Origin of the sequence: Shewanella marinintestina (assembly GCF_023283845.1) — a bacterium.
Classification (GTDB): domain Bacteria; phylum Pseudomonadota; class Gammaproteobacteria; order Enterobacterales; family Shewanellaceae; genus Shewanella; species Shewanella marinintestina.
The window spans coordinates 46,009-66,067 of record NZ_JAKILC010000011.1 but is presented as its reverse complement, the minus strand read 5'-3'; the positions used below and the strand labels follow the sequence as shown (position 1 = coordinate 66,067).

The following is a 20,059-nucleotide window of genomic DNA, read 5'->3' as shown; positions in this document are numbered from 1 at the left end:
TCAACATAGTTATTAGATAGCTAAAATATTACCCACTGTTTCACAGGTGTAACAATGATAGATCTCAACCGCATCCAAATGTTTGTTCAAGTGGTCGAACAAGGTAGCTTCACTAAAGCTGCTAATGTGCTGGGGCTAACCAAAGCCACAGTAAGCCGTAAAGTAGCAGAGCTAGAAGCCGATGCTGGCGTACAACTACTGTATCGCACAACCCGTGCACTCAAACTCACCGAGGCAGGCGCTGATTACTACCATCGAGTCAATCGTATTCTTGTGGATCTCACTAACGCAGAAGACCAGCTCAGCGCTAGGCAGCAAACCGTTAAGGGCCACTTAAAAATTGTCTGCCCTATCGAAATGGGTCAGCTGTATTTCGGACGTATTTTCGCGCGTTTTTTGGCCTTGTATCCTGATATAACCATTGAAGCAGAACTCACTAATCGCCAAGTTGATGTGGTTGGTGAAGGTATAGATATGCTGTTTCAAATTACCGAACAAACTGATGAACGCTTAAAAACTTACGCCTTGATTAATACGCCTAAGATTTTAATGGCTAGCCCTAAGTACATTGAGAAATATGGCGAACCAAGCACGCCTGAGCAATTAGTTGAACATCAATGTATCCGTCTAGGTTCACCACATATAGACGGTAACTGGACGCTGTTTAATGGTAAAAAGTGGCTCACTGTAGAGCCGCAATCTCGGCTGGAAACGAATAACATTACTTTAATGCGTGAAGCGGCAATTGAAGGGTTGGGCATCGCTGCGATTCCGTTGGTTATTGCTCATGATGCGTTAGAGAGGCAAGAGTTAGTCACAATATTAGATGACTTTCCGATGAAACAAAGCTTAGTGACGATGAGTATTCCTCAGCGAGTCTACTTACCAAGACGTTACCAAGTCTTTATTGAGTTTCTCTATCAAGCGCTATTTGATAATTGGCAAAACCGAGTATTAGATGTGCCGGATTTTATCCAGCGACCTGATTTTGATGAGTAGCTAAAAAAGGGCTCTATTATAGAGCCCTAAAAAAGTGGCCGGTTAGCCAGTTGCAGGGAGCAGCTAACCGTTACTTTTTATTCTTTACGGTCAAACACGTGGTACTTTTCAATACCGTATGAACGACCTTCTGCGTGACAAGTAGCGCACGACTCTGAAGTGCCTTGGCTGAACCAATCGCCAGTATGATCAACCGGAGTATTGATTTCGCCGCCATTCGACTTCATGTGGTTAAGCGCTTGGTCACTATCGTGACATGCAAAACAATTAGCCGTTACTGGGCTTGATGCCACACCAGCAGTGCCACCATTAAAGGCTTTCGAAAGCATGTACTGATTAGGTACAGCATTTAAGTCGATACCTTCGGCATGACAAGCGACACAGTTTTCAGCATTAAGCTTAGTCGCCGAGTTTGGCTCACCCGTTACAGCAGAGCTACCTACGCCCCAGTGCATGCTGTGAACCATAGGGCCAAAGCCTGGCGCTGAGTTCTTCGAGCTACGATCTTGGCCGTTGTTATGACAAGCAACACAACCTAAACCACCATCGGCATAGCTACCGTTCTTGTGGTAATTGGTTTCGTTGTTGTGACAAGTGCTACAGCTATCAACTGTCACGCTATGGCGACGCTCGTAAAGCTCGCCCGACATCATATCTGAGTAACCATGCAAGGTAACACCGTCATATCCTGCGTCATCACCAAAATTAAAGGTAATGCGTGAGCTTGCCATTAACTCAGGGAAAGTCGCATCTAAGCTGGCAAAACAGACTGAAGCCGTACCGTTAGCATCATATGTGGTCGTGCTAGTTCGTGCCGCGCGGCCAACAATAGAGGCATTGTCATAACCATGCAGGTAAGCGCCTAGGTAAGACACTGTACCGTCAGCTAATAAGCTTTCAAGATTAAGCTGCTCTTCGCCTTTAAACAAAGCAATATCAGTACAGTAACCCGCATCCGTATTCATATAAGGTGCTGATACCGTTGATGTATGCTCATCACGTACCGTGGCTTTTTCAGCAACTTTCTTATGGAATAGACGCACATCATCAGACTCACTAAAGCCACTGTATGTCATTGCAACTGCGGTCGAACCGACACCAGCAGCGTCATGACAATCGGTACACGTCTGCATAGAGTTCACTTTAGTGATCGGCTCAGCATGACAGGTGTAACAATTAGCAGGCTCAAAGTCTTTTTCAAACTTCTGATGATTGATATGACCAATCTTTTGCATGGAATTACGTGCGTATCCACCCTCGTCACGCACCACGTTACCGTGACACATCATACAGCCGGCAACTAAGTCAGTTTCACCGTCTGTATTTATCGCAGTATAACTAGGATGTTTGAGGCTAGATTCAGCGTAATCAACGTGACAACCATGACAGGTTGCAGTTGAGGTTGTGTGTAAACCTTCTGTTTTATCGACAATAATGTAGGCAGACTTAGCAATTTTTTCGCTGCCACCCACAGCGATGCGAATAATTCCCTCGGTACCAGCATTAACCGCAGGCATAGGTGCTAAGAACTCATAGCGACCATCTTCAGTCATAGTCAGACTCGCGCCTTCGGTTTCATTCGAAGCGCTACCACCCGCAATCGTCCCTTCAAAATCAGGGCGGCTACGAGCAATACCTTTATCAGTAAGTTCAGCGACTTCTGCACTCACTTTTTCAAGCCCCCCCACCAGCAGGCCTTCTTCATTAGTGACTTCAAACGTAAAGCGCACCGCACCTTCTTCTAAGGTATGACTTAGCATTTCAACATTAGTGGTTTCGGTCACTTCAACGACCGGTGGTAGCGGGCTAGTGCCATCTTCACCATCATTACCGTCTTTACCATCGCTACAGGCTGCTAGACCGAAAGCGGTGGCGACGATTAACGCCACACTGCATTTATTAAATTTTCTCATCATCACTCCATAATTTTTATTAAGTCGTGACCTTTTACTCCCCCGTCAATACCTTAAAGTTTCAACTAGGGCTTTTATGTGACTAAATTCTCATCAACATACTTCTTTAGAGGTATGGCTCACATAAATAAAAAAACAAAAATAGCTAAAAAACAATTTAAGATTCAATTAATTACCATCTGAGAGAGACCTCCACATAAATAGCTTTACAAACAATAACTAACGAAGAGAAAAACTTAATAAAAGCCAATCTTAATGGCTAAGGATAAATCACAAATTAATGAAAAATTAAGCGAGTGGCATGCGGTAAAAATCGATAAGAAAACAAAAGATAAAATGCTGAAATAATAGGGTGTAAATCAAATCTTTATACTGATTGATATAAGTTCAAGCAAGCTCGCTTACTTAAACTTATACATATCAATATTTGCTTGTCGTTATAACAGCAGCTATGCCGCCTAACCTAATACTTCAAACTCATCATCTACAAGCTTGGCAGTACCATCATCTTGCAATACCCAAATCTCTTTATGTACCACACCATGGGCTTTATTCATTTTCCAGGCAGTAGTCAGCAATACCGATTTTTCATCTAGCACTTTAAACTCAGGGCTAGTGTATTCAACATCACGATAGCCTTGGTCGATAAGGTTTTGCCAGAAGGCTTGTATCGCTTCAGTGCCGATAAACTCACCAAATGGACGCGCTAACATAGGTGCATCGGCGGCATACTGTGCCGCGCACTGTGCTGCATTTTGAGTGTTAAAACCTTGCATCCAAGTGGCGCTAGCTAGCTTTACCGCATCGAGTAATTTATCTGACATGTTTTGCTCCATATTTGTTGTTAATCAATATCTCAATATAGACTCAGTTTACAGTGACTATTGACATTGATAATCTAGGTAAAACAATAATTACTGTTCGATTAAACAGAACAATAAAGAATTAATTCACCGAGGTATACGGCTATGGATCATCTACGGCATATGGCCATATTTAAACAAATCGTCGATAGCGGCTCGATAAGCGCGGCTGCAGACAAACTCGATCTGTCTAAGTCTGTGGTCAGTCACCATCTAAAATCTTTAGAGCTTGCAGTAGGTGTACAGCTACTGCATAGAACCACTCGCAGGCAACAACTCACACCTGCAGGTAAAGACTTTTATCAACGCTGCCGTGAACTTGGCGATATATCTAATCTTGCTTGGCAGCAAGCAAGAGAAGCCGCTGATAAACTCGCAGGGCCAATTAAAATAAGCTCCCCTCACGCCTTGGTCGGCAGCTTTATTGCACCTGCTATCGCTGAGCTTTGCGCTAACAACTCGATGATAAGACCACACATTCAAGTGCAAGATCGCCGTATCGACCTGCTCGGGCAAGATATCGATATCGCCGTGCGTGTCGGTAAGCTAGCATCCAGTAATCTTATGCAGCGAAAAGTGGGACAATTTAGAGATGTGCTTTGTGCCAGCCAGGGCTTTATTGACCAAAACAGTGCTTTGATCCAGGCAAATGATTGGCTTGCACTCGATTACATCGCTAACTCTTGGCAAGGCCAAAGCCTGCAGCATTCACTGCAAATAAAAGGCTCTGCAATTCGTCATGTTAGTCATACGACTAATCAGAATGTAAAACTGCCTGACGAGTTAACCGTACATTTTAACGCAAACCGTTACGCCGACACCTCGTCAGCGGTATTGTCACTGGCGAAGGCTGGCTTAGGCGTGGCGTTACTGCCTGAGTTCATGTTTGCAAAAGAGCCATCGCTGATTGAGCTTATCCCCTCTCACCAATGCCCATTAAATAGCGTTTATGCCGTACATGATTTTGGCCATACACCGCCACTTCTTATAAAAAAAACTATCGATGCGCTGCTTGAGTCTTTTCAATTTCAAGCATAAGTAGCAAACCAAAAGCTCTATGCACAGGAATGCGGGGCTTTAGTTGCTGCTATTAAACAAAATTAATCGCTACGTTTAGCATTTTTAAAGGCCTGTACCTGATTTATTTCGATAAAGCTGCTAACATTGCTGGCAATTTTTTAGGCTTAGTGAGAAAGATCAAGATGGGCAGAGCATACCAAAACAAAAAAGAATCCATGGCGAAAACGGCTGGGCAAAAAACTAGAATTTATTCTCGTTACGGGAAAGAGTTGTACGTTTGTGCCAAGAATGGTGGCTTCGACCCAGAAGGCAACCTTGCGCTTCGCACCATGATTGCCAAGGCAAAGAAAGACCAGGTACCAGCACACGTTATTGAACGTGCAATTGAGAAAGCTCGTGGCGGCGGTGGTGAAGACTACGAAACAGCACGCTATGAAGGTTTTGGTCCTGGCGGCTGCATGGTTATTGCAGACTGCTTAACTGACAACGTAAAACGTACTTTCACTGAAGTTCGTCAAGCATTCGTTAAGAACGATGCCAAGCTAGGCGGTCCAGGTACTGTTGGCCATATGTTCGATCACCAAGCGGTATTCGTATTCGCTGGCGACGACGAAGATGCAATCCTTGAAATGCTAATGATGGCTGACGTTGATGTATCTGACGTTGAGCTAGAAGACGGTATGATCAGCGTTTACGCACCGCACACTGAGTTCTTCAAAGTGAAGACGGCATTAGCTGCTGAACTACCAGAAGACACTGACTACGTTATGGAAGAAATCACTTTCTTACCACAAACAATGACAGAGCTTACAGACGCAGAAGAGATTGAGCAATTCGAGAAGTTCCTTGCTGCGCTTGAAGATTGTGATGACGTTCAGAACGTTTACCACAACGCTGAGCTACCACAGTAATTAATCGTTCTTCGATAAACGACTTCTGACTTGCTCATCGCAAGTCAGTAAAAAGGCACTCATTGAGTGCCTTTTTTATTGCTCGTTAACGAGCTTATTTGTTAAATCACTTATTCAACTACTTCTTAAGCAAATAACGCAGCATCACGCCTTGCTGGCTGATGTCTAATACTTCATAGCCGTGCTGCTCTTGATGATAGCTGCGTCATTTGGGCTTAACTTTGAACTTACTTTTTCAACTACTTCTTAAGCAAGTAACGCAGCATCACGCCTTGCTGGCTGATGTCTAATACTTCATAGCCATGGTTCTTAGCATCATTAGGGATGTTGTTAATCGACTGCGAGCAATCGGTGATCACTTCCAACACTTCACCCGCTTTCAGTGACTGCATAGCTTCAAGCGTGGCAACCGCTGGGTATGGACAAGGCTCACCGTAAATCTCTAAATTGTAATCAGGTACGATAGATGCTGGCATAAACTGCTCCTCAGCAATAAATTGGCTCAAATCGCTTGAGCCGAATACAAAACATATAAATCAATTCGTTACTTCTAACAACAGGTCTTTAAGCTTGTGTTGCTGTAGCCGCTGGAGCAACTTTTAATTCAGCAAGCTTTGCCGCGAGTTGTTGCTGCTCAGCCTTTTGCTTTTTAAAGAAGTGCTGTTCCCACATTAAAATCAGTACAAAAGATAAACCCAGCAGTAGATAAGTGACACCGACTCCGCCAAGCGGGCCAAATACATCCAATAGGTTCACTTTATCCCAACTTGTCGCCATAGGCTCAGCAATCACGTCCCAGTAATAGGCTAAAATTGTCGCGCCAATGATATTACCAATGCCGACCCACCAAAAGTGTACTTGGCCTTCTAATGCGCGGTACATCCAGCCTGTCTCACAGCCACCAGCGATAACGATACCGATACCAAACAGTAAGCCGCCAATCACCGCATTCGGGCCAGCCCATAGGGTTTTCGGTGTCATACCTAGCTGCACATAGCTATAGATACCGATCACGCTAACCGCCATGCCCAAGATAATGGCCTTGGCCATATGAGTACGACCAGTGATCCACATATCTCTAAACGCTGAGGTAAAGCAGATCTGCGCACGCTCAATCAATAGACCAAACATCATCCCCATAAACATGGCAATACCAAGCTTAGCCGAGCTTTGCATCACATACAGCGACAAGCCAATCATAGCCGCAAATACCACCCAGCCTAGGCGAAAACGGTTTTGCACTTGATTCGGATTAGGTTTAGCGATTTTTTTCAAGCCGCCAGCTTTTAGCGTGGCAGTTGAACGGAAAAACGGTAACAAGGTGATCTTAGCGCCGATATAAGTACCTGCGGCAGCAGCAAAGGCGAAGATCCACGCATGCAAGGTAAACTGCGGAATACCGGTAAAGAAAGCCGCCAAGTTACAGCCCATAGCAAGACGCGCACCAAAGCCGGCAATCATGCCGCCAATCAGTGCCTGTGCAATACGCTTTTTAGAACTCGGCATACGCAGCTTTAGGTTGTTTGCCCACAGCACCGCCGCCATACAGCCACCAAACATACCAATAATCATCACACCACCAACACGGTCCAGCGGTGTGCCATTAAGACCAATGATTTTAAAGTACTGCCAAGTTTCCGGCTCAGCGCCGAACCACTGCAATACATGGCCACCCCAGCGGGTAAATTCGCCGGTTACCGCCCAAAGTGAACCGGTAAGACCAAAAAAATAGGTCGACAATATTCCCGCCGCAATAACGGCAGCAAAAGGCGACCAGAATTTAATAAAAAACTGATTTTTAAACGTTAACCACATATTTAAAACTTACCAACTCTCATTAAATACTTAAACTAAACCTTTGAGTGAATAGTTCAAACTCATCAAGGCTTAGGTTAAGAACTAAAATTAAGGCTTAAATCTAGAAACTAACTTTTCAGTCTAAAAAGATAAACCTAGTTACATTACAGCTAAGTTATTATTTTCAACATCACCTAGCGTTTTATTACATAAATACAACCTTTCAGGATGGGTATAGATTGTCACTCTATTCTCGCGACAAAATCCCACCAAGGTAATATTCGATTTATTTGCGATATCAATCGCTAACGAAGTGGCTGAAGAGATTGCAAATATAATACTAATATTTGCAACAGCTGCTTTTTGCACCATTTCAAAACTGGCTCGACTGGTTAATAACAACGCCGAATGGCGAACCTGATTCTCACAGCTGATATGACCAATTAACTTATCGAGTGCGACATGTCGACCCACATCTTCGAAGCAGCACATAATATCACCTTCTACTGACAACATGGCAGCAGCATGTGTGGCACCGGTCAAATTAAATGCATTTTGATGCTTATGTAGGTTAGATAACGCCAACTTCAAGCTGTTTAAATCGAACTTTGCAGTATCTGTGACTTTTACAATCGGTTTAACCGTTTGCTCTATCTGCTCTACACCACAAAGGCCACAGCCTGTGCGCCCCGCTAGGCTGCGGCGATGCTCTTTTAACTGCATAAAGCAGCGCTGAGAAACCTCAATATGCACCAAGACTCCAGTAGCGATAGTTTCTATCTCAATCGAACGGATATCGCGTACGCTTTCAATAATCGACTCTGACAAACTAAAGCCGATAGCAAACTCTTTTAATGCCGTTGGGCAGGCCATCATTACCACATGAGAAATACCATTATAAATCAGCGCAACTCTAACTTCTTTTGCGACTGTTTCTATTAATGCCTGCTCTCTATCATTACGAAAACACGTGACTGAAGTTTGCTCAGTAATATTATTTAAGCCACACACAAGTTCCGTCATATATCAGTTCCATTTCTAATGGTAAATAATGTCCCACTCAAGGATTCAATATCGAAAAGTGGATAAAGGTAAATAGAATTCACACTTAATAAACATATAAGTCGATTAATATCGTTTTAAATTCATGGTTTAGTCATCAGCGTATTGTTTACATCTGGTAAATAATGTCCCACTCACAGGAATTAATATCGATAAATGACATGTAGACTCACAGTTAATAAAGTTTGCTTATTACTGCTATTGTTTAGCCAAATACAATTATCTATTATTCGCCGCAAGTGATACGGAAGAACGTCGTTTCCGGTGAAACGTCTGGATTTCAAATCCAGGTGGGGCTGCCAGCAGTCCCGGGTAGGTTCAACTCCTATGTTCTTCCGCCAAATCACTCGCTATAAATATGCTGCCATCTCTAATTACTCTCGAATTATCTTTCTTCTTGCGCCACGTTAATCCACTGCGGTCATAAAACTCCAATAACTGAATACTCGCTTTACGGCCTAATTTAATAATCGAATTAAAATCTGCTGTCTTTATCTCACCCGTCACATCGATCTGTTTGCGGATCACATCGGCATAGAAATACAGGCTTTCGGTGAGCATAAAGCGGTCTTTAATAATCGCCGATAGATACCCTAGCTGAATGAGCTTACGGCATAACGCCCGCACAACGGTTAGCTCAAGGTTTAGCGCATGAGCTAAGTCTGACGACCATAATGGGCAATTAGCGCTAAGCATTTGCTGCTTTATCTGTGACCACAGCAGCTGCTCAGCATCCGATAGCGCAAGACTATGTCTTGGAAGGTGCAATAAACCGCGCGTGCTTTGTAGTTGCTTTTGTTCTCTGAGGCTATCAGTGAGTTTAAGCAATACGGTTAGTGGATACTGGTTGTGGGTCATTCGCTGTAGGCGATTAATGCTCAGACCTAACAGCTCTGGCGAGGCTTGGTGATACCCCTCGATTAAGCTTAATAGCTGTGCTTGTATCTGACTTTTCAGCTCAGCAGAGACTAAGTAACCATCGAGCGTTAACACTTGCTCACTCACCAATATTGCAGCGTGCTCAGTTAACTGATTGGCCCACATAAAAGCCGACTTTGACACGCAGTGATGCTTTATTTGTACCTGTAAGCTCGCCGTTAACGAGCCACACTGTTTAAGGTTTTCTAAATAAGCTAAACGCTCGGCGCTCCGTTTTGCGCGTTTCGGTGGGTTAATATCTAATACTCGCAGCGCACCCAGTGTGGTTTTCGCCGCGGCATCGCGCACGATGATTCTGTCTTGCTCCACGCAACCAAGTGATTGCTCACTCTGCAGCTCAACTAAGGCTGTGCCATCGGCTAATGTCTGCAGTAATCCTAAGCGCGCCGTGGTGTGACGATTACCTAAATGCAGCTGCACACTTTGCCAGTGCTTAAACGGCAGGCAAGATTCAAATACCCCACTAATCACTTTGGGCGCTTCAGCCGCAGGCTCCAGAGCTGTTAGCCAATCACCGCGCTCAGCGCCGCGATGTTGATCGACCCCGGTAATGTTGAGCGCCACCCGCTGACAATGTTGTGCGCGCTCACTCACTCGGCCTTGGCTATGTAGCGTTCTGACTTTGACCGGTTTGCGCTGACCCGATAGATACAGGTTTTGCCCTTGGCTGACGTGGCCGCTAATCACGGTACCTGTCACCACTAGACCCGCACCTTTTACGCTAAAGGTGCGGTCGATTGCCATGCGAAAGCTGGCTTGCTCAGCGTTCTTACTTAACGCTTGGATCTGCGACTGCGCAAGTTCTGTAATCGCCTGCTTTAATCCGTCGATACCAAGGCCTGTTTGCGCCGACACCACAAAGATTTGGCTTTGCCTTTGGTGCTGCGCCAATAGCTCACTCACTTGCTCTTTAACTTCATCGACCCTGACAGCATCGACTTTATCTTGCTTGGTGAGCACCACAATTAAGTGCTCTAGATTTAGCAGTTGCAGAATCCCTAAATGTTCATGAGTTTGCGGCATCACCCCGTCATCACAGGCGATAATCAATAGTGCATGTTTGGCACAGCTCACCCCAGCCAACATGGTATTAATAAACTTGCTGTGGCCCGGCACATCGACAAAGGCTAGGCGCTCGCCATCCGTTAAATCCATAAAGGCGTAACCCAGCTCGATAGTCATGCCGCGCTGTTTTTCTTCCGGTAAACGGTCGGCATCGGTACCTGTTAGTGCTTGAATAAGGCTGGTTTTGCCGTGATCCACATGACCTGCGGTAACAATAATCATGATGCGGCCTCCACGGTTTTCACCTCAAAGCCAATCTCTCTATGAAACCTAAGTAGGCTTGTTGTCAGCACCTCGATAAGCTGGCTGTCACTGTCAGCGCCGCGCAAATCTAACCACAACTGATTAGCGGTAATCCGGCCAATAATTGGCAAGCTGGCAGCTTTAAAATGCTTATCCAACTGCAACACGCTTGGAGAGTTCTTATGTTTGCTAGCGTTAGTATTAACAGCAAAACACAGCGCGACAGAATCAAGCAGCACATCAGGTTGCGAGCCGCTACCCACTTGGGTTTGGCAAGCTTGAATTGTTACATCAAATAGGCTGCTATTGACGCTATCGGCTAATTTCTGCTGCAGTGTTTGTGCAAGCTGCTCTAGCTCTGCTAAGGGACGAGACAGCTTTCTAAAGATAGGTAATTGGCCATCTAACGCCTCGGGATTACGATACTGCATCAAGGTTGCTTCAAGCGCCGCTAGCGTCATTTTATCGCAGCGCAGTGCCCGCTTTAGTGGATGCGCTTGTAGCTTAGCAATCAGCTCCGCATCACCAACCACTAAACCTGCTTGCGGACCGCCGAGCAGTTTGTCGCCAGAAAAACTCACCAGATTAACGCCATCTTTTAGCATCTGCTGCGGCATGGGTTCTTTTGATAAACCAAAGCGAGACAAGTCGGTGAGCGCGCCGCTGCCAAGATCGGAGATCAGTGCGATGCCTTTGTCTTTACATAAAGCCCCAAGCTCAGCCTCTTCGGTGACCTTAGTAAAACCACTAATATGATAATTACTGGTGTGCACCTTCATAATTGCCGCGGTGTTGTCAGTAATCGCGGCGGCGTAATCTTTAAGATGAGTCCGGTTAGTGCAGCCTACTTCCACCAGCTTACAACCCGCCTGCGCCATAATATCTGGGATACGAAACGCGCCGCCAATCTCCACCAGCTCACCGCGAGAAACTATCACCTCTTTACCGGCAGAAGTGGCGGCCAGCATCAATAAAACTGCGGCGGCGTTGTTATTGACGATGCAGCAACTGTCTGCACCGGTTAGCTCATGAATAAGTGTCGATATGGCGCTGTCACGGTGGCCACGTTTACCTTGGCCCATATCGAACTCAAGTGGCACAGGGCTGCGCATTACTTGGGTAACCGCATCGATTGCGGCCTCACACATCTGCGAGCGCCCGAGGTTGGTGTGCAATATGGTGCCAGTTAAGTTAATCACTGGCGTCATGCTTTGACGCTGAGCTTTGCTAATACGGCTGGCTAACTCGGTTGTTATATTGCTTATATCTAAGCACCAGCTTGGCAAGCTTTGTCGCTCAGCGATTTGCTGACGTGCATCGTCAAGCATTTGCGCCAATAAGGATTTAATCCAGGGCTTACCCTGTTGGTCGATAAAACCTATCACTTGAGGTATCAGCAGCAAGCTGTCCATTGCTGGTAAACAACGGTATAGGGCTTGAGTGGAGTTGATAGCTTGAGTCATAAGTCTTCGTCTAATTGTTTGAGTAATTTTGGAAATTAAGGTTAATAAAAGAGCCGCAGCGAAATGCGGCTCTTGCTTACTAATAAACTTAAAAGTTGCTAGTGCCTGTTGATTACAGCTACCTAGTGGATATCACCGACTTTTACCTGAGGCTCTTTACTTAGCCGAGGCTCTACTTCTTGCTCATGAGCAAGTAGTAGCGGATTCACCGTGGTTGCGCTGTATCCTTGCTCAACCAAATGGCTGTCCATTACCAAGGTCGCCAAATCGTCGGCTGCCACTTCCAGTCTTGGGTTGATGTCGGTAAAGAACATCTTGGTATAACCCTGACAGGTGTCGCAGCTTTCTACCCGAATCGCGGCATTAGTTTCGGTTTCAGCCCACAAGAACACGCCCTTGCTTTCGCCGCATGATGTGCACTCCGCGCGCACTTCATGCCACTCGGTTTCACACAAGCTGCAATGTAAGTAACGTAAGCCAACACGTGGTTCTTCCTTGATCACGCTCCCTACTGGGTGGCTGCCACACACTGGGCATAAGCGCTTATGTGCCTCTGCCTTATCAGCCAAAGCCTGTGCAACATCAACCGCCCAATGTGACCAGTACACTGACAGCGCCGCCCAAATAAACAGGCTGTACTGTGCAGGGACTTCGGCAAAGCGGCCGCCAAGCATAGACTGGGCATAACCTTGCAGTACATCAGCCTTGGCTTTAGCCAGTTCCTTTAGTACCACATGCAAGTCTGTACTGACTTTAGGCATAAGCTCACTAATCAGCTCCAGCAATACCGACTGCCAATAATTGCCCCACTCAAAATGCTGCTGCGCCATCGGCTGGCTTTGGCTTAGATCTAACTTTGGCTGAGGGCCAAAGCAGCTCTTTGCCGCCTCACCATATAGAGCCGATACCTTTTCTTGCGCGCCAACTAATTGCTCAAGTAGGCCAAAGTATTCTGCTAATCCAGATTCTTCGGCAAGCTCTGCAAGTCGCTTAGCGCGAAATTGATAAACGGCTTTTGGATCAGCTGCGATCACGGTTTTAATGTCCAATGACTGACCAGGGATCTTTTCAGCGTCGAGTATTGCTGTGCTCATAATTAGTGTTTTTCCTGCTTATTAGTCTTTAATTCAGGATCGTTTAGCATGTTAGGGTGATGCTTCTTGCACCAAGCCCGCGACACATAGCCGTACAACATGCCAGCAACCGATCCTTCTACCCACGTTGCCATCCAAAAGTGCACAATCACGAAGATCAACATGATCACGGCGCAGATTGCGTGGATCAAAATGGCCCACTGAATAGCAATTGCTTCAAAGTAAGGGGCAAAGTAAGGCTGCCACATCATGATGCCGGTAATCGTCAATGCGATTGAGGTCACCACGAAGGTACGGAACAGCACTTTTTGACCTGGGTTGTAATGGCCGATAGCGGGGATCTTGTCCTCGTTTTCGAACATCACATCCTTGATAGCTAACATCCATGTCAGGTCATTCTTTTCCCACTTGTTATGGTGGTAATAGCGAACTAGCATCACCATTAACGGCAGACACATCAGCAAGCCGGCAATTGGGTGAACAAAGCGCGCCATCTGTGGCGTACCTGCAATCGATCCCAACCATTGAAATGATGGGAAGAAGAAAGCAAAGCCGGTGAGGAATGTCACCAAACCTGCTGCGACCACAAACCAGTGACAGATGCGGTCGAACAACTTATGGCGCAAAATCATATTCTGCTTATGCATGAGCGTTACTCCTTATCTGACTTATCTGAGTGAGTGTGGTCGAACTGTGCAGGCTCGTCCTCTTCAACAAGGTTGCGACCCACTGTGATACGGTGTAAACACGCAACAGCAACTGTTGCCATGATGCCCGCCGCACCCAATGGTTTAACCACGTCTTGCCATAACTTAACTGGCACACTCGTTTTCGGATCCGCTGGTAAGCCATAGTCTTGCGGCTTATTAATGTCATGCAAAATCATGATCATGCCTGTACCACCCACACCTTCTGGGTTGTATAGGCCTGCATTAACATAGCCACGCTTACGCAGTTCTTTAATCCGTAAGTCGGCAATAAACAGCATGTCTTCACGGGTGCCGTACTTCAGTGCGCCTGTGATACAAGACTTCACACAAGCTGGCTCTTGGCCGACTTGGATCCGGTCTGAACACATGGTGCACTTGTAAGCTTTTTGTTCGATAGGATCGAGCCTTGGTACATCGAACGGACAAGCCGACACGCAGTAGCCACAACCAGTACACTTATCAGAATCAAAATCCACCACACCGTTTGCACGCTGCACAATGGCACCTTTAGTCGAACAAGCGGTTAAACAAGCTGGATCGTCACAGTGCATACATGCGCTATGGGCGAAACGCCAATTTAGCTTGTTATCTCGCTCAACTTCTTGGTACTTCATCAGCGTCCAGCACTCTGAAGACAGATCCATTGGGTTCTGGTAAGAACCTTGGAAGCTACCCACTGGTGCACGCAGATCGTTCCATTCAGAACACGACACCTGACACGCTTTACAGCCATTACACTTAGTGGCGTCGAATAACTTAGCCACCTTACTTAACTTACGTCGTACCTGCGCTGCAGGAGTGAGCTCTGATGTGCCAGAGCTTAAAATGATATCTTGAGCAGACATGATTAAACTCCCTCAGCCTTAGCGATATCCACTAGGAACGCCTTAAATTCAGGTACCTGGGTATTCGCATCGCCCACTTCCGTGGTCAGTACGTTACAGCTATAACTTCTACGTGTAAGACCGTTATGGCCACCATGCCGTGGTAAGCCCACAGTGTGTACCATCTGGCCGTGAACTTTCAGTGGCTGCAGACGCTTAGTGACTAATGCCTTAGTTAACAAGCTACCGCGCTTAGAACTCACCTTGACCCAATCGCCATTAGCAATGCCTTTCTTCTCTGCAAGAATTTCGTCTAATTCAACAAAAGTTTCCGGCATAGAAATCGCTGCTAAACGACAATGAATCGTCCAGAAGTTAAAGTGCTCGGTTAGCGAGTAAGTGGTACACACATATGGGAATTCAGTATGTGAACCTAGCGTCTCTTCCACGCCCTCTAACAAACGTACCGCAGGATTACTAATCACATTAGGGTGTAATGGGTTAGTACCAATTGGCGATTCCATTGGCTCGTAATGCTCAGGGAACGGTCCTTCTGCCAGTAGTTTTAGTGCGAAGAAACGACCCACACCTTCAGGCTGCATAATAAATGGATGCGCCGACTCTTTTGGCGGTAACGTCATATTGAAGTCACCTTGATCGATGCCGTGCCATTTACCATTGGTCCACTCAACGATCATGCGCTTTGGATCCCAAGGCTTGCCGTTAACGTCACACGATGCGCGGTTATAAAGTACGCGGCGGTTTGACGGCCACGAGAATGCCCAACCAGGAGTGATACCTTTACCTGACGTATCAGAGTTATCACGACGTGCCATCATGTTGCCGTCTTCGGTCCAACTACCAGAGTAGATCCAGCAACCACATGACGTACTGCCGTCATCTTTTAACTGGCTAAAGCTATCAAGCTGTTTGCCGGTTTTAAGATCGATACCGTTAAGCTCTTTTGCCACTTCTTCACCGTGTGGGAAGTATGGATTGTGGTAGCCAGCCCAGTTAACCGCTTCAATCGGCTCTGGTAGCACACCACCCTCAGCTTTATAAAGCTCACGCAGCTTCATCAAAATGCCCGATAGGATCTCTGCATCTGGCTTAGATTCACCAGGCGGATTAGCGCCCTTCCAGTGCCACTGCATCCAGCGACCTGAGTTAACGATACAGCCTTCTTCTTCAGCAAATAGTGTTGTCGGTAGACGGAACACTTCTGTTTGAATTTCGCTTGGTTGTACGTCGTTAAACTCACCGGCTTTTTGCCAGAATACTGAGGTTTCTGTCGCTAACGGATCCATCACCACTAGGTACTTCAGCTTGCATAATGCCGCTAAAGTCTTGTTACGGTTTGGCATAGAGTTAATCGCGTTAACCCCTTGCACGAAATAACCGTTAACTTGGCCCTTGTACATCATGTCGATGTGCTTGGTGAAGTCGTACTGTAAGTCCCACTTAGGTAACCAGTCATAACCAAAGCTATTAGCCGCAGTTGCGTTCTCTCCCCAGAAACTCTTCATCTGTGAGATAAAGAACTTAGGGTAATTTGACCAATAGTTAGTTTGGCCCGGACGCAATGCCTTAGGCGTATAGTTGTCTAAATATGTGCTTAAATCTGTATCGTTATCATTTGGTAGCTTTAAGTAACCCGGTAGGTTCTGACATAGCAGACCCATATCGGTTGCGCCCTGTACGTTTGAGTGACCACGTAGTGCGTTAACACCACCACCCAATACGCCGATATTACCCAGTAGCAACTGCACTAATGCCATAGAACGGATGTTCTGTGCGCCTTTAGTGTGGTGAGTCCAGCCCAATGCATACATGAAAGTCGCCGCTTTATCATGAACGTGTGTGCTACCAATAAGCGCACAAACTTTTTCATAATCTTCAACTGGCGTTCCGGTAATATTGCTTACGGTTTCAAAGTCGTAACGGTCAACGTGATGCTTTAATAAGTTCCACACACAACGTGGGTGCTCATAAGTTTCATCGACTTTGGCATAACCATCTTCATCTAATTCGTAGTACCAAGAATCCTTGTCGTAAGTACGACTCTTGTCATCAAAACCACTAAATAGGCCTTCATTGAATTCGAAATCTTCACGAATAATGTAGCTAGCGTTGGTGTACGCTTTGACATACTCGTAGTTAACTTGTTTAGTCTCAATGAGGTATCGACTTAGACCTAAAAGGAATGCGATATCAGTACCACTACGAAGTGGTGCATAGCAGTCAGCTAATGCTGCACTGCGGTTAAAGCGTGGATCCACAACTACCAACTTGGCGTTATTGTGTTCCATAGCCTCCGTTACCCAACCGAAACCGACAGGATGTGCTTCAGCGGCATTACCGCCCATGATCACCACGACATTAGAGTTCTTAATATCGATCCAGTGGTTGGTCATGGCACCGCGCCCAAATGTTGGAGCAAGACTTGCTACCGTTGGGGAGTGTCAGTTACGCGCAATAGTGTCGATGGCCACTAGGCCAAGAGAACGAGCAAACTTGTGAGTGATAAAACCACCTTCGTTTGGCTGTGCAGATGAAGTCATCATGCCGGTACTCAACCAACGGTTTACTGTGGTGCCATCACTATTTTTTTCAATAAAGTTTTCATCGCGATCGTCTTTCATCAGACGGGCGATACGACTAAATGCGTCGTTCCAACTGATACGCTTCCACTCGTTAGTGCCTGGCTCGCGTACTTCAGGGAAATGGTTACGGTTAGGGCTATTTACATAGTCAACTAGACCGGCACCTTTAGGACACAATGCGCCGCGGTTAACCGGATGGTCAGCGTCGCCTTCAATGTGGAAAATCGCTTTTTCAGCGTTTTTACCGTTGCTGCCATGGCTGTACATCAACAAGCCACAACCCACAGAGCAATAACAGCAGTTATTGCGGGTTTCTTTTGCTTTCAACAACTTATACTCACGAGGCGCAGCCATCGCAGTGCCGGGCATTAATCCCAACGCTGATATTGCCGATGTGGTCGCTCCGCAGGCACACAGTTTAAAAAACTGTCGTCTGTCCATATCACCCTCACACAATTAGTATTTTCTACTTAGAACCGACTTTCTCATCTCGGCGCCGTAGTTTTGGTTTTCGATAATCGAATCTCACATTGTGATCATTAAAAGGAGCTCATCATGTTTATTGCAACCAAGATGACCTACAGCAAATGACCTAAACAAAGACTAATTAACGCGAAACGATTATCCCTAAAGTCAGCTAAACGAACAATTTATAACATACGATCTAAATCACACTAAAACCACAACAGAATAAAAAACCAATTGAGTACACAAAGTAGTGCAAGCGGAAGAATAAAAACAATAAAAATAGCAATAGCAAAGATTAAAACACCAAAGTAGCCGCGATAACACCGAAAGGACTTTATGACCAACATAGAAAGGACATTATGTCGCAAAAACAATAGAGGTAAGATGTTAAATGTATCGAAGGAGAAAGTGAGAATGGCAAGTTACAAGGAGCTTGATAGCAAGCCAGCCATGCGTTTACAGCCCATAAGAACATTTAACCGCTGCTTAACGCTATGACTTTAGCGATGTTAGAGCACAGGGCTTTAGACAATATGGCACATCAGAACGCTGAACAATCATCTTGCAAAGCTCTTCACAGCCTAAAAATAGAATGATTTGCCGTTATACCAAAATAGACCACTAAGCCATTTGCGACCAATATGTCCTAGCATCAAACAAAGATATCGATGAGATTTGCATCAAATAAGCCTAATCGTCCCCTTAATTACAACTCAATAAAGTGAGCAAACAGTATTGGTATTTGAAATGGGTACGTTATTTAGCCGTGAGATTTTGGTTTGCTCTTCGAATTAGAGCTGGAATTGGAATTTTCGCTGGAACGAGCGTCAGTGCCAGTTTGATGCTGGACTTTGTGTTCAGGTAGGCGGCATAGGGCCTTTTGGCCAAACAAACGATAACGATATTTTGCAACCAGGTTATAACCACTGTTACGCAGCGCTTTAGGCAAGTAAGCCAAGTACCGTAACCCGCTAGCAGGTGAGCTCAATGACTTGGCAATTTCTATCACTGCATCGCTGCGTAAATAATAGCGACCCGACTTAATCAGGATCACGCTATCCAAGGCAATATCGGTTAACTGATATTGCCTTAATAAGCTTTGTCCTTGTAACGATTGCAACGCCACTAGCTCAAATTCGTTATGCTGATCATGCCTTGTAATAACACTCACTGCGCCATCACATAAGTTACAAGCACCATCAAATATCACTACCGCTTGCATATCAGACATTAACCGTCCTCATATAAAGAAAAATCGCTAATTGGAGAGCCCTATGGATTCGATAATCTAGTCTTTTCTAACTCAACCAAATAGCTTGCGATATCCATTACCTGCTCAACCGAACTGGCTGACTCATTGAGAATAATATAGCGACCATTAACTAATAGAGTTGGCGTGCCTTGGATCTCTGCCGACGACATAAGCAACATGGCTTGCTTAAGCTTAGAGATAATATCGGCGGAGTTAAGCTTGTCGTTAAACTCTTGCTCACTTAGGCCGTAGTCCGCTAAAAACTCTGCCAGCTTAGCTTGCTGGATATTAAGGTCGGTTATTTCCCGTAACCCAATAATTTCTTGGAACAATGCCGCATGGATTTTTTGCTTATCCGGCATCTGCTGCGCAATAAAAAATACCTTAGCATGCAGTTTCATCGCTTCATTCCACACCGCTGGAGACTGCACTAGCACTACGCCATCAGTTAAGGTTTGCTGCCATTTGTGTAATGGCTTTTCAAACAACTCACAGTGTGGGCAGCCATACCAAAAGAACTCTGTCACAGAAATATTGTTACTGCTAGCAGCAATAGGCGCAGCGAGTTCACGGTAATGCACACCTTCGACATAGTTTCCATCAGCATCCAAATTGGAGGAGTCAGAGCAACCAGCAACGGCCAGCGTAAAACACAATATAGCGAGGATTTTTTTCATGACAGGTCCCTTTTTTTGTCATTATTAATCTGCAGTAATTAGAGTTAGAAATTTTCCAACTAAAGTACAGCAACAACTCAACTAAGCCTAACTAACTTCATATTAGTTATAGAGTATTACACGCTAAAAATAAAAAAGGCACTCAGATGAGTGCCT

At 45.5% G+C, this 20,059-nt stretch carries 16 protein-coding genes and 1 tRNA gene; 4 read left to right on the top strand and 13 right to left on the bottom strand.

From position 1 onward, the window contains the following. The first annotated feature begins 54 nt into the window (after positions 1–54). On the top strand, positions 55–999 hold the full coding sequence (locus tag L2747_RS13090; RefSeq protein ID WP_248999466.1) for a LysR family transcriptional regulator: 945 nt from the start codon (positions 55–57) through the stop codon (positions 997–999). A 77-nt stretch (positions 1,000–1,076) separates the two neighbouring features. On the opposite strand, the gene L2747_RS13085 is transcribed toward L2747_RS13090, so the two are convergent. Together L2747_RS13085 and L2747_RS13080 are read right to left on the bottom strand one after the other, a co-directional pair. Next, positions 1,077–2,912 carry a multiheme c-type cytochrome gene (locus tag L2747_RS13085; protein ID WP_248999465.1) on the bottom strand — a complete coding sequence of 612 codons (1,836 nt, stop codon included), beginning with the start codon at positions 2,910–2,912 and terminating at the stop codon, positions 1,077–1,079. Positions 2,913–3,370: 458 nt separating this feature from the next. Beyond that, complete coding sequence (locus tag L2747_RS13080; protein ID WP_248999464.1) at positions 3,371–3,736, bottom strand: isochorismatase; 366 nt, start codon at positions 3,734–3,736, stop codon at positions 3,371–3,373. A 144-nt stretch (positions 3,737–3,880) separates the two neighbouring features. Here L2747_RS13080 and L2747_RS13075 point away from each other — a divergent pair, with 144 nt between their 5' ends. Both L2747_RS13075 and L2747_RS13070 read left to right on the top strand, forming a co-directional pair. Next, a complete protein-coding gene (locus L2747_RS13075) occupies positions 3,881–4,813 on the top strand; it encodes a LysR family transcriptional regulator (RefSeq protein WP_248999463.1) in 933 nt (310 codons plus the stop codon). A 164-nt stretch (positions 4,814–4,977) separates the two neighbouring features. Further along, positions 4,978–5,706 (top strand): YebC/PmpR family DNA-binding transcriptional regulator, encoded by a 729-nt coding sequence (locus L2747_RS13070; protein ID WP_220782043.1) that lies wholly within the window; start codon positions 4,978–4,980, stop codon positions 5,704–5,706. A 239-nt stretch (positions 5,707–5,945) separates the two neighbouring features. Here the strand turns inward: L2747_RS13070 and yedF are convergent, their stop codons facing one another. From yedF to fdhD, 3 genes are all read right to left on the bottom strand, one after another. Next, positions 5,946–6,182, bottom strand: coding sequence for a sulfurtransferase-like selenium metabolism protein YedF (gene yedF, locus L2747_RS13065; protein WP_012153712.1), 237 nt, complete (start codon positions 6,180–6,182; stop codon positions 5,946–5,948). An 88-nt stretch (positions 6,183–6,270) separates the two neighbouring features. Next, positions 6,271–7,521, bottom strand: coding sequence for a selenium metabolism membrane protein YedE/FdhT (gene yedE, locus L2747_RS13060; RefSeq protein ID WP_248999462.1), 1,251 nt, complete (start codon positions 7,519–7,521; stop codon positions 6,271–6,273). 141 nt (positions 7,522–7,662) lie between these two features. Then, on the bottom strand, positions 7,663–8,526 hold the full coding sequence (fdhD, locus tag L2747_RS13055) for a formate dehydrogenase accessory sulfurtransferase FdhD (protein WP_248999461.1): 864 nt from the start codon (positions 8,524–8,526) through the stop codon (positions 7,663–7,665). Between the two features lie 285 nt (positions 8,527–8,811). On the opposite strand from fdhD, the gene L2747_RS13050 reads away from it, so the two are divergent. After that, positions 8,812–8,906 (top strand) — tRNA-Sec (locus tag L2747_RS13050). Here the strand turns inward: L2747_RS13050 and selB are convergent. The 8 genes from selB to L2747_RS13010 form a co-directional block, all read right to left on the bottom strand. Further along, positions 8,884–10,791: a selenocysteine-specific translation elongation factor gene (gene selB / locus L2747_RS13045; protein WP_248999460.1), complete on the bottom strand. Its 1,908-nt coding sequence runs from the start codon at positions 10,789–10,791 to the stop codon at positions 8,884–8,886. The two genes, L2747_RS13050 and selB, sit on opposite strands and share 23 nt — an antisense overlap. After that, positions 10,788–12,275, bottom strand: coding sequence for an L-seryl-tRNA(Sec) selenium transferase (gene selA, locus L2747_RS13040; RefSeq protein WP_248999459.1), 1,488 nt, complete (start codon positions 12,273–12,275; stop codon positions 10,788–10,790). Before selA ends, selB begins: the two co-directional genes overlap by 4 nt. A 122-nt stretch (positions 12,276–12,397) precedes the next feature. After that, entirely contained in the window at positions 12,398–13,369 is a 972-nt protein-coding gene (gene fdhE / locus L2747_RS13035; RefSeq protein WP_248999458.1) for a formate dehydrogenase accessory protein FdhE, read from the bottom strand. Between the two features lie 2 nt (positions 13,370–13,371). Beyond that, a complete protein-coding gene (locus L2747_RS13030) occupies positions 13,372–14,016 on the bottom strand; it encodes a formate dehydrogenase subunit gamma (protein WP_299808794.1) in 645 nt (214 codons plus the stop codon). Between the two features lie 5 nt (positions 14,017–14,021). Next, the gene (gene fdxH, locus L2747_RS13025; protein WP_248999456.1) at positions 14,022–14,924 is read right to left on the bottom strand and encodes a formate dehydrogenase subunit beta; all 903 of its coding nucleotides are present in this window, start codon (positions 14,922–14,924) and stop codon (positions 14,022–14,024) included. Between the two features lie 2 nt (positions 14,925–14,926). Continuing rightward, a complete protein-coding gene (gene fdnG, locus L2747_RS13020; protein ID WP_248999455.1) occupies positions 14,927–17,947 on the bottom strand; it encodes a formate dehydrogenase-N subunit alpha in 3,021 nt (1,006 codons plus the stop codon). A gap of 787 nt (positions 17,948–18,734) precedes the next feature. Continuing rightward, on the bottom strand, positions 18,735–19,205 hold the full coding sequence (locus L2747_RS13015; protein WP_248999454.1) for a thiol-disulfide oxidoreductase DCC family protein: 471 nt from the start codon (positions 19,203–19,205) through the stop codon (positions 18,735–18,737). Positions 19,206–19,246: 41 nt separating this feature from the next. Continuing rightward, entirely contained in the window at positions 19,247–19,903 is a 657-nt protein-coding gene (locus tag L2747_RS13010; RefSeq protein WP_248999453.1) for a thiol:disulfide interchange protein DsbA/DsbL, read from the bottom strand. Between the last annotated feature and the right edge of the window lie 156 nt (positions 19,904–20,059).

Excerpts from the sequence above, each read along its gene's own strand:
- L2747_RS13090 (WP_248999466.1), top strand. The coding sequence starts at position 55 with ATGATAGATCTCAACCGCATCCAAATGTTTGTTCAAGTGGTCGAACAA.
- L2747_RS13085 (WP_248999465.1), bottom strand. The coding sequence starts at position 2,912 with ATGAGAAAATTTAATAAATGCAGTGTGGCGTTAATCGTCGCCACCGCT.
- L2747_RS13080 (WP_248999464.1), bottom strand. The coding sequence starts at position 3,736 with ATGTCAGATAAATTACTCGATGCGGTAAAGCTAGCTAGCGCCACTTGG.
- L2747_RS13075 (WP_248999463.1), top strand. The coding sequence starts at position 3,881 with ATGGATCATCTACGGCATATGGCCATATTTAAACAAATCGTCGATAGC.
- L2747_RS13070 (WP_220782043.1), top strand. The coding sequence starts at position 4,978 with ATGGGCAGAGCATACCAAAACAAAAAAGAATCCATGGCGAAAACGGCT.
- yedF (WP_012153712.1), bottom strand. The coding sequence starts at position 6,182 with ATGCCAGCATCTATCGTACCTGATTACAATTTAGAGATTTACGGTGAG.
- yedE (WP_248999462.1), bottom strand. The coding sequence starts at position 7,521 with ATGTGGTTAACGTTTAAAAATCAGTTTTTTATTAAATTCTGGTCGCCT.
- fdhD (WP_248999461.1), bottom strand. The coding sequence starts at position 8,526 with ATGACGGAACTTGTGTGTGGCTTAAATAATATTACTGAGCAAACTTCA.
- selB (WP_248999460.1), bottom strand. The coding sequence starts at position 10,791 with ATGATTATTGTTACCGCAGGTCATGTGGATCACGGCAAAACCAGCCTT.
- selA (WP_248999459.1), bottom strand. The coding sequence starts at position 12,275 with ATGACTCAAGCTATCAACTCCACTCAAGCCCTATACCGTTGTTTACCA.
- fdhE (WP_248999458.1), bottom strand. The coding sequence starts at position 13,369 with ATGAGCACAGCAATACTCGACGCTGAAAAGATCCCTGGTCAGTCATTG.
- L2747_RS13030 (WP_299808794.1), bottom strand. The coding sequence starts at position 14,016 with ATGCATAAGCAGAATATGATTTTGCGCCATAAGTTGTTCGACCGCATC.
- fdxH (WP_248999456.1), bottom strand. The coding sequence starts at position 14,924 with ATGTCTGCTCAAGATATCATTTTAAGCTCTGGCACATCAGAGCTCACT.
- L2747_RS13015 (WP_248999454.1), bottom strand. The coding sequence starts at position 19,205 with ATGTCTGATATGCAAGCGGTAGTGATATTTGATGGTGCTTGTAACTTA.
- L2747_RS13010 (WP_248999453.1), bottom strand. The coding sequence starts at position 19,903 with ATGAAAAAAATCCTCGCTATATTGTGTTTTACGCTGGCCGTTGCTGGT.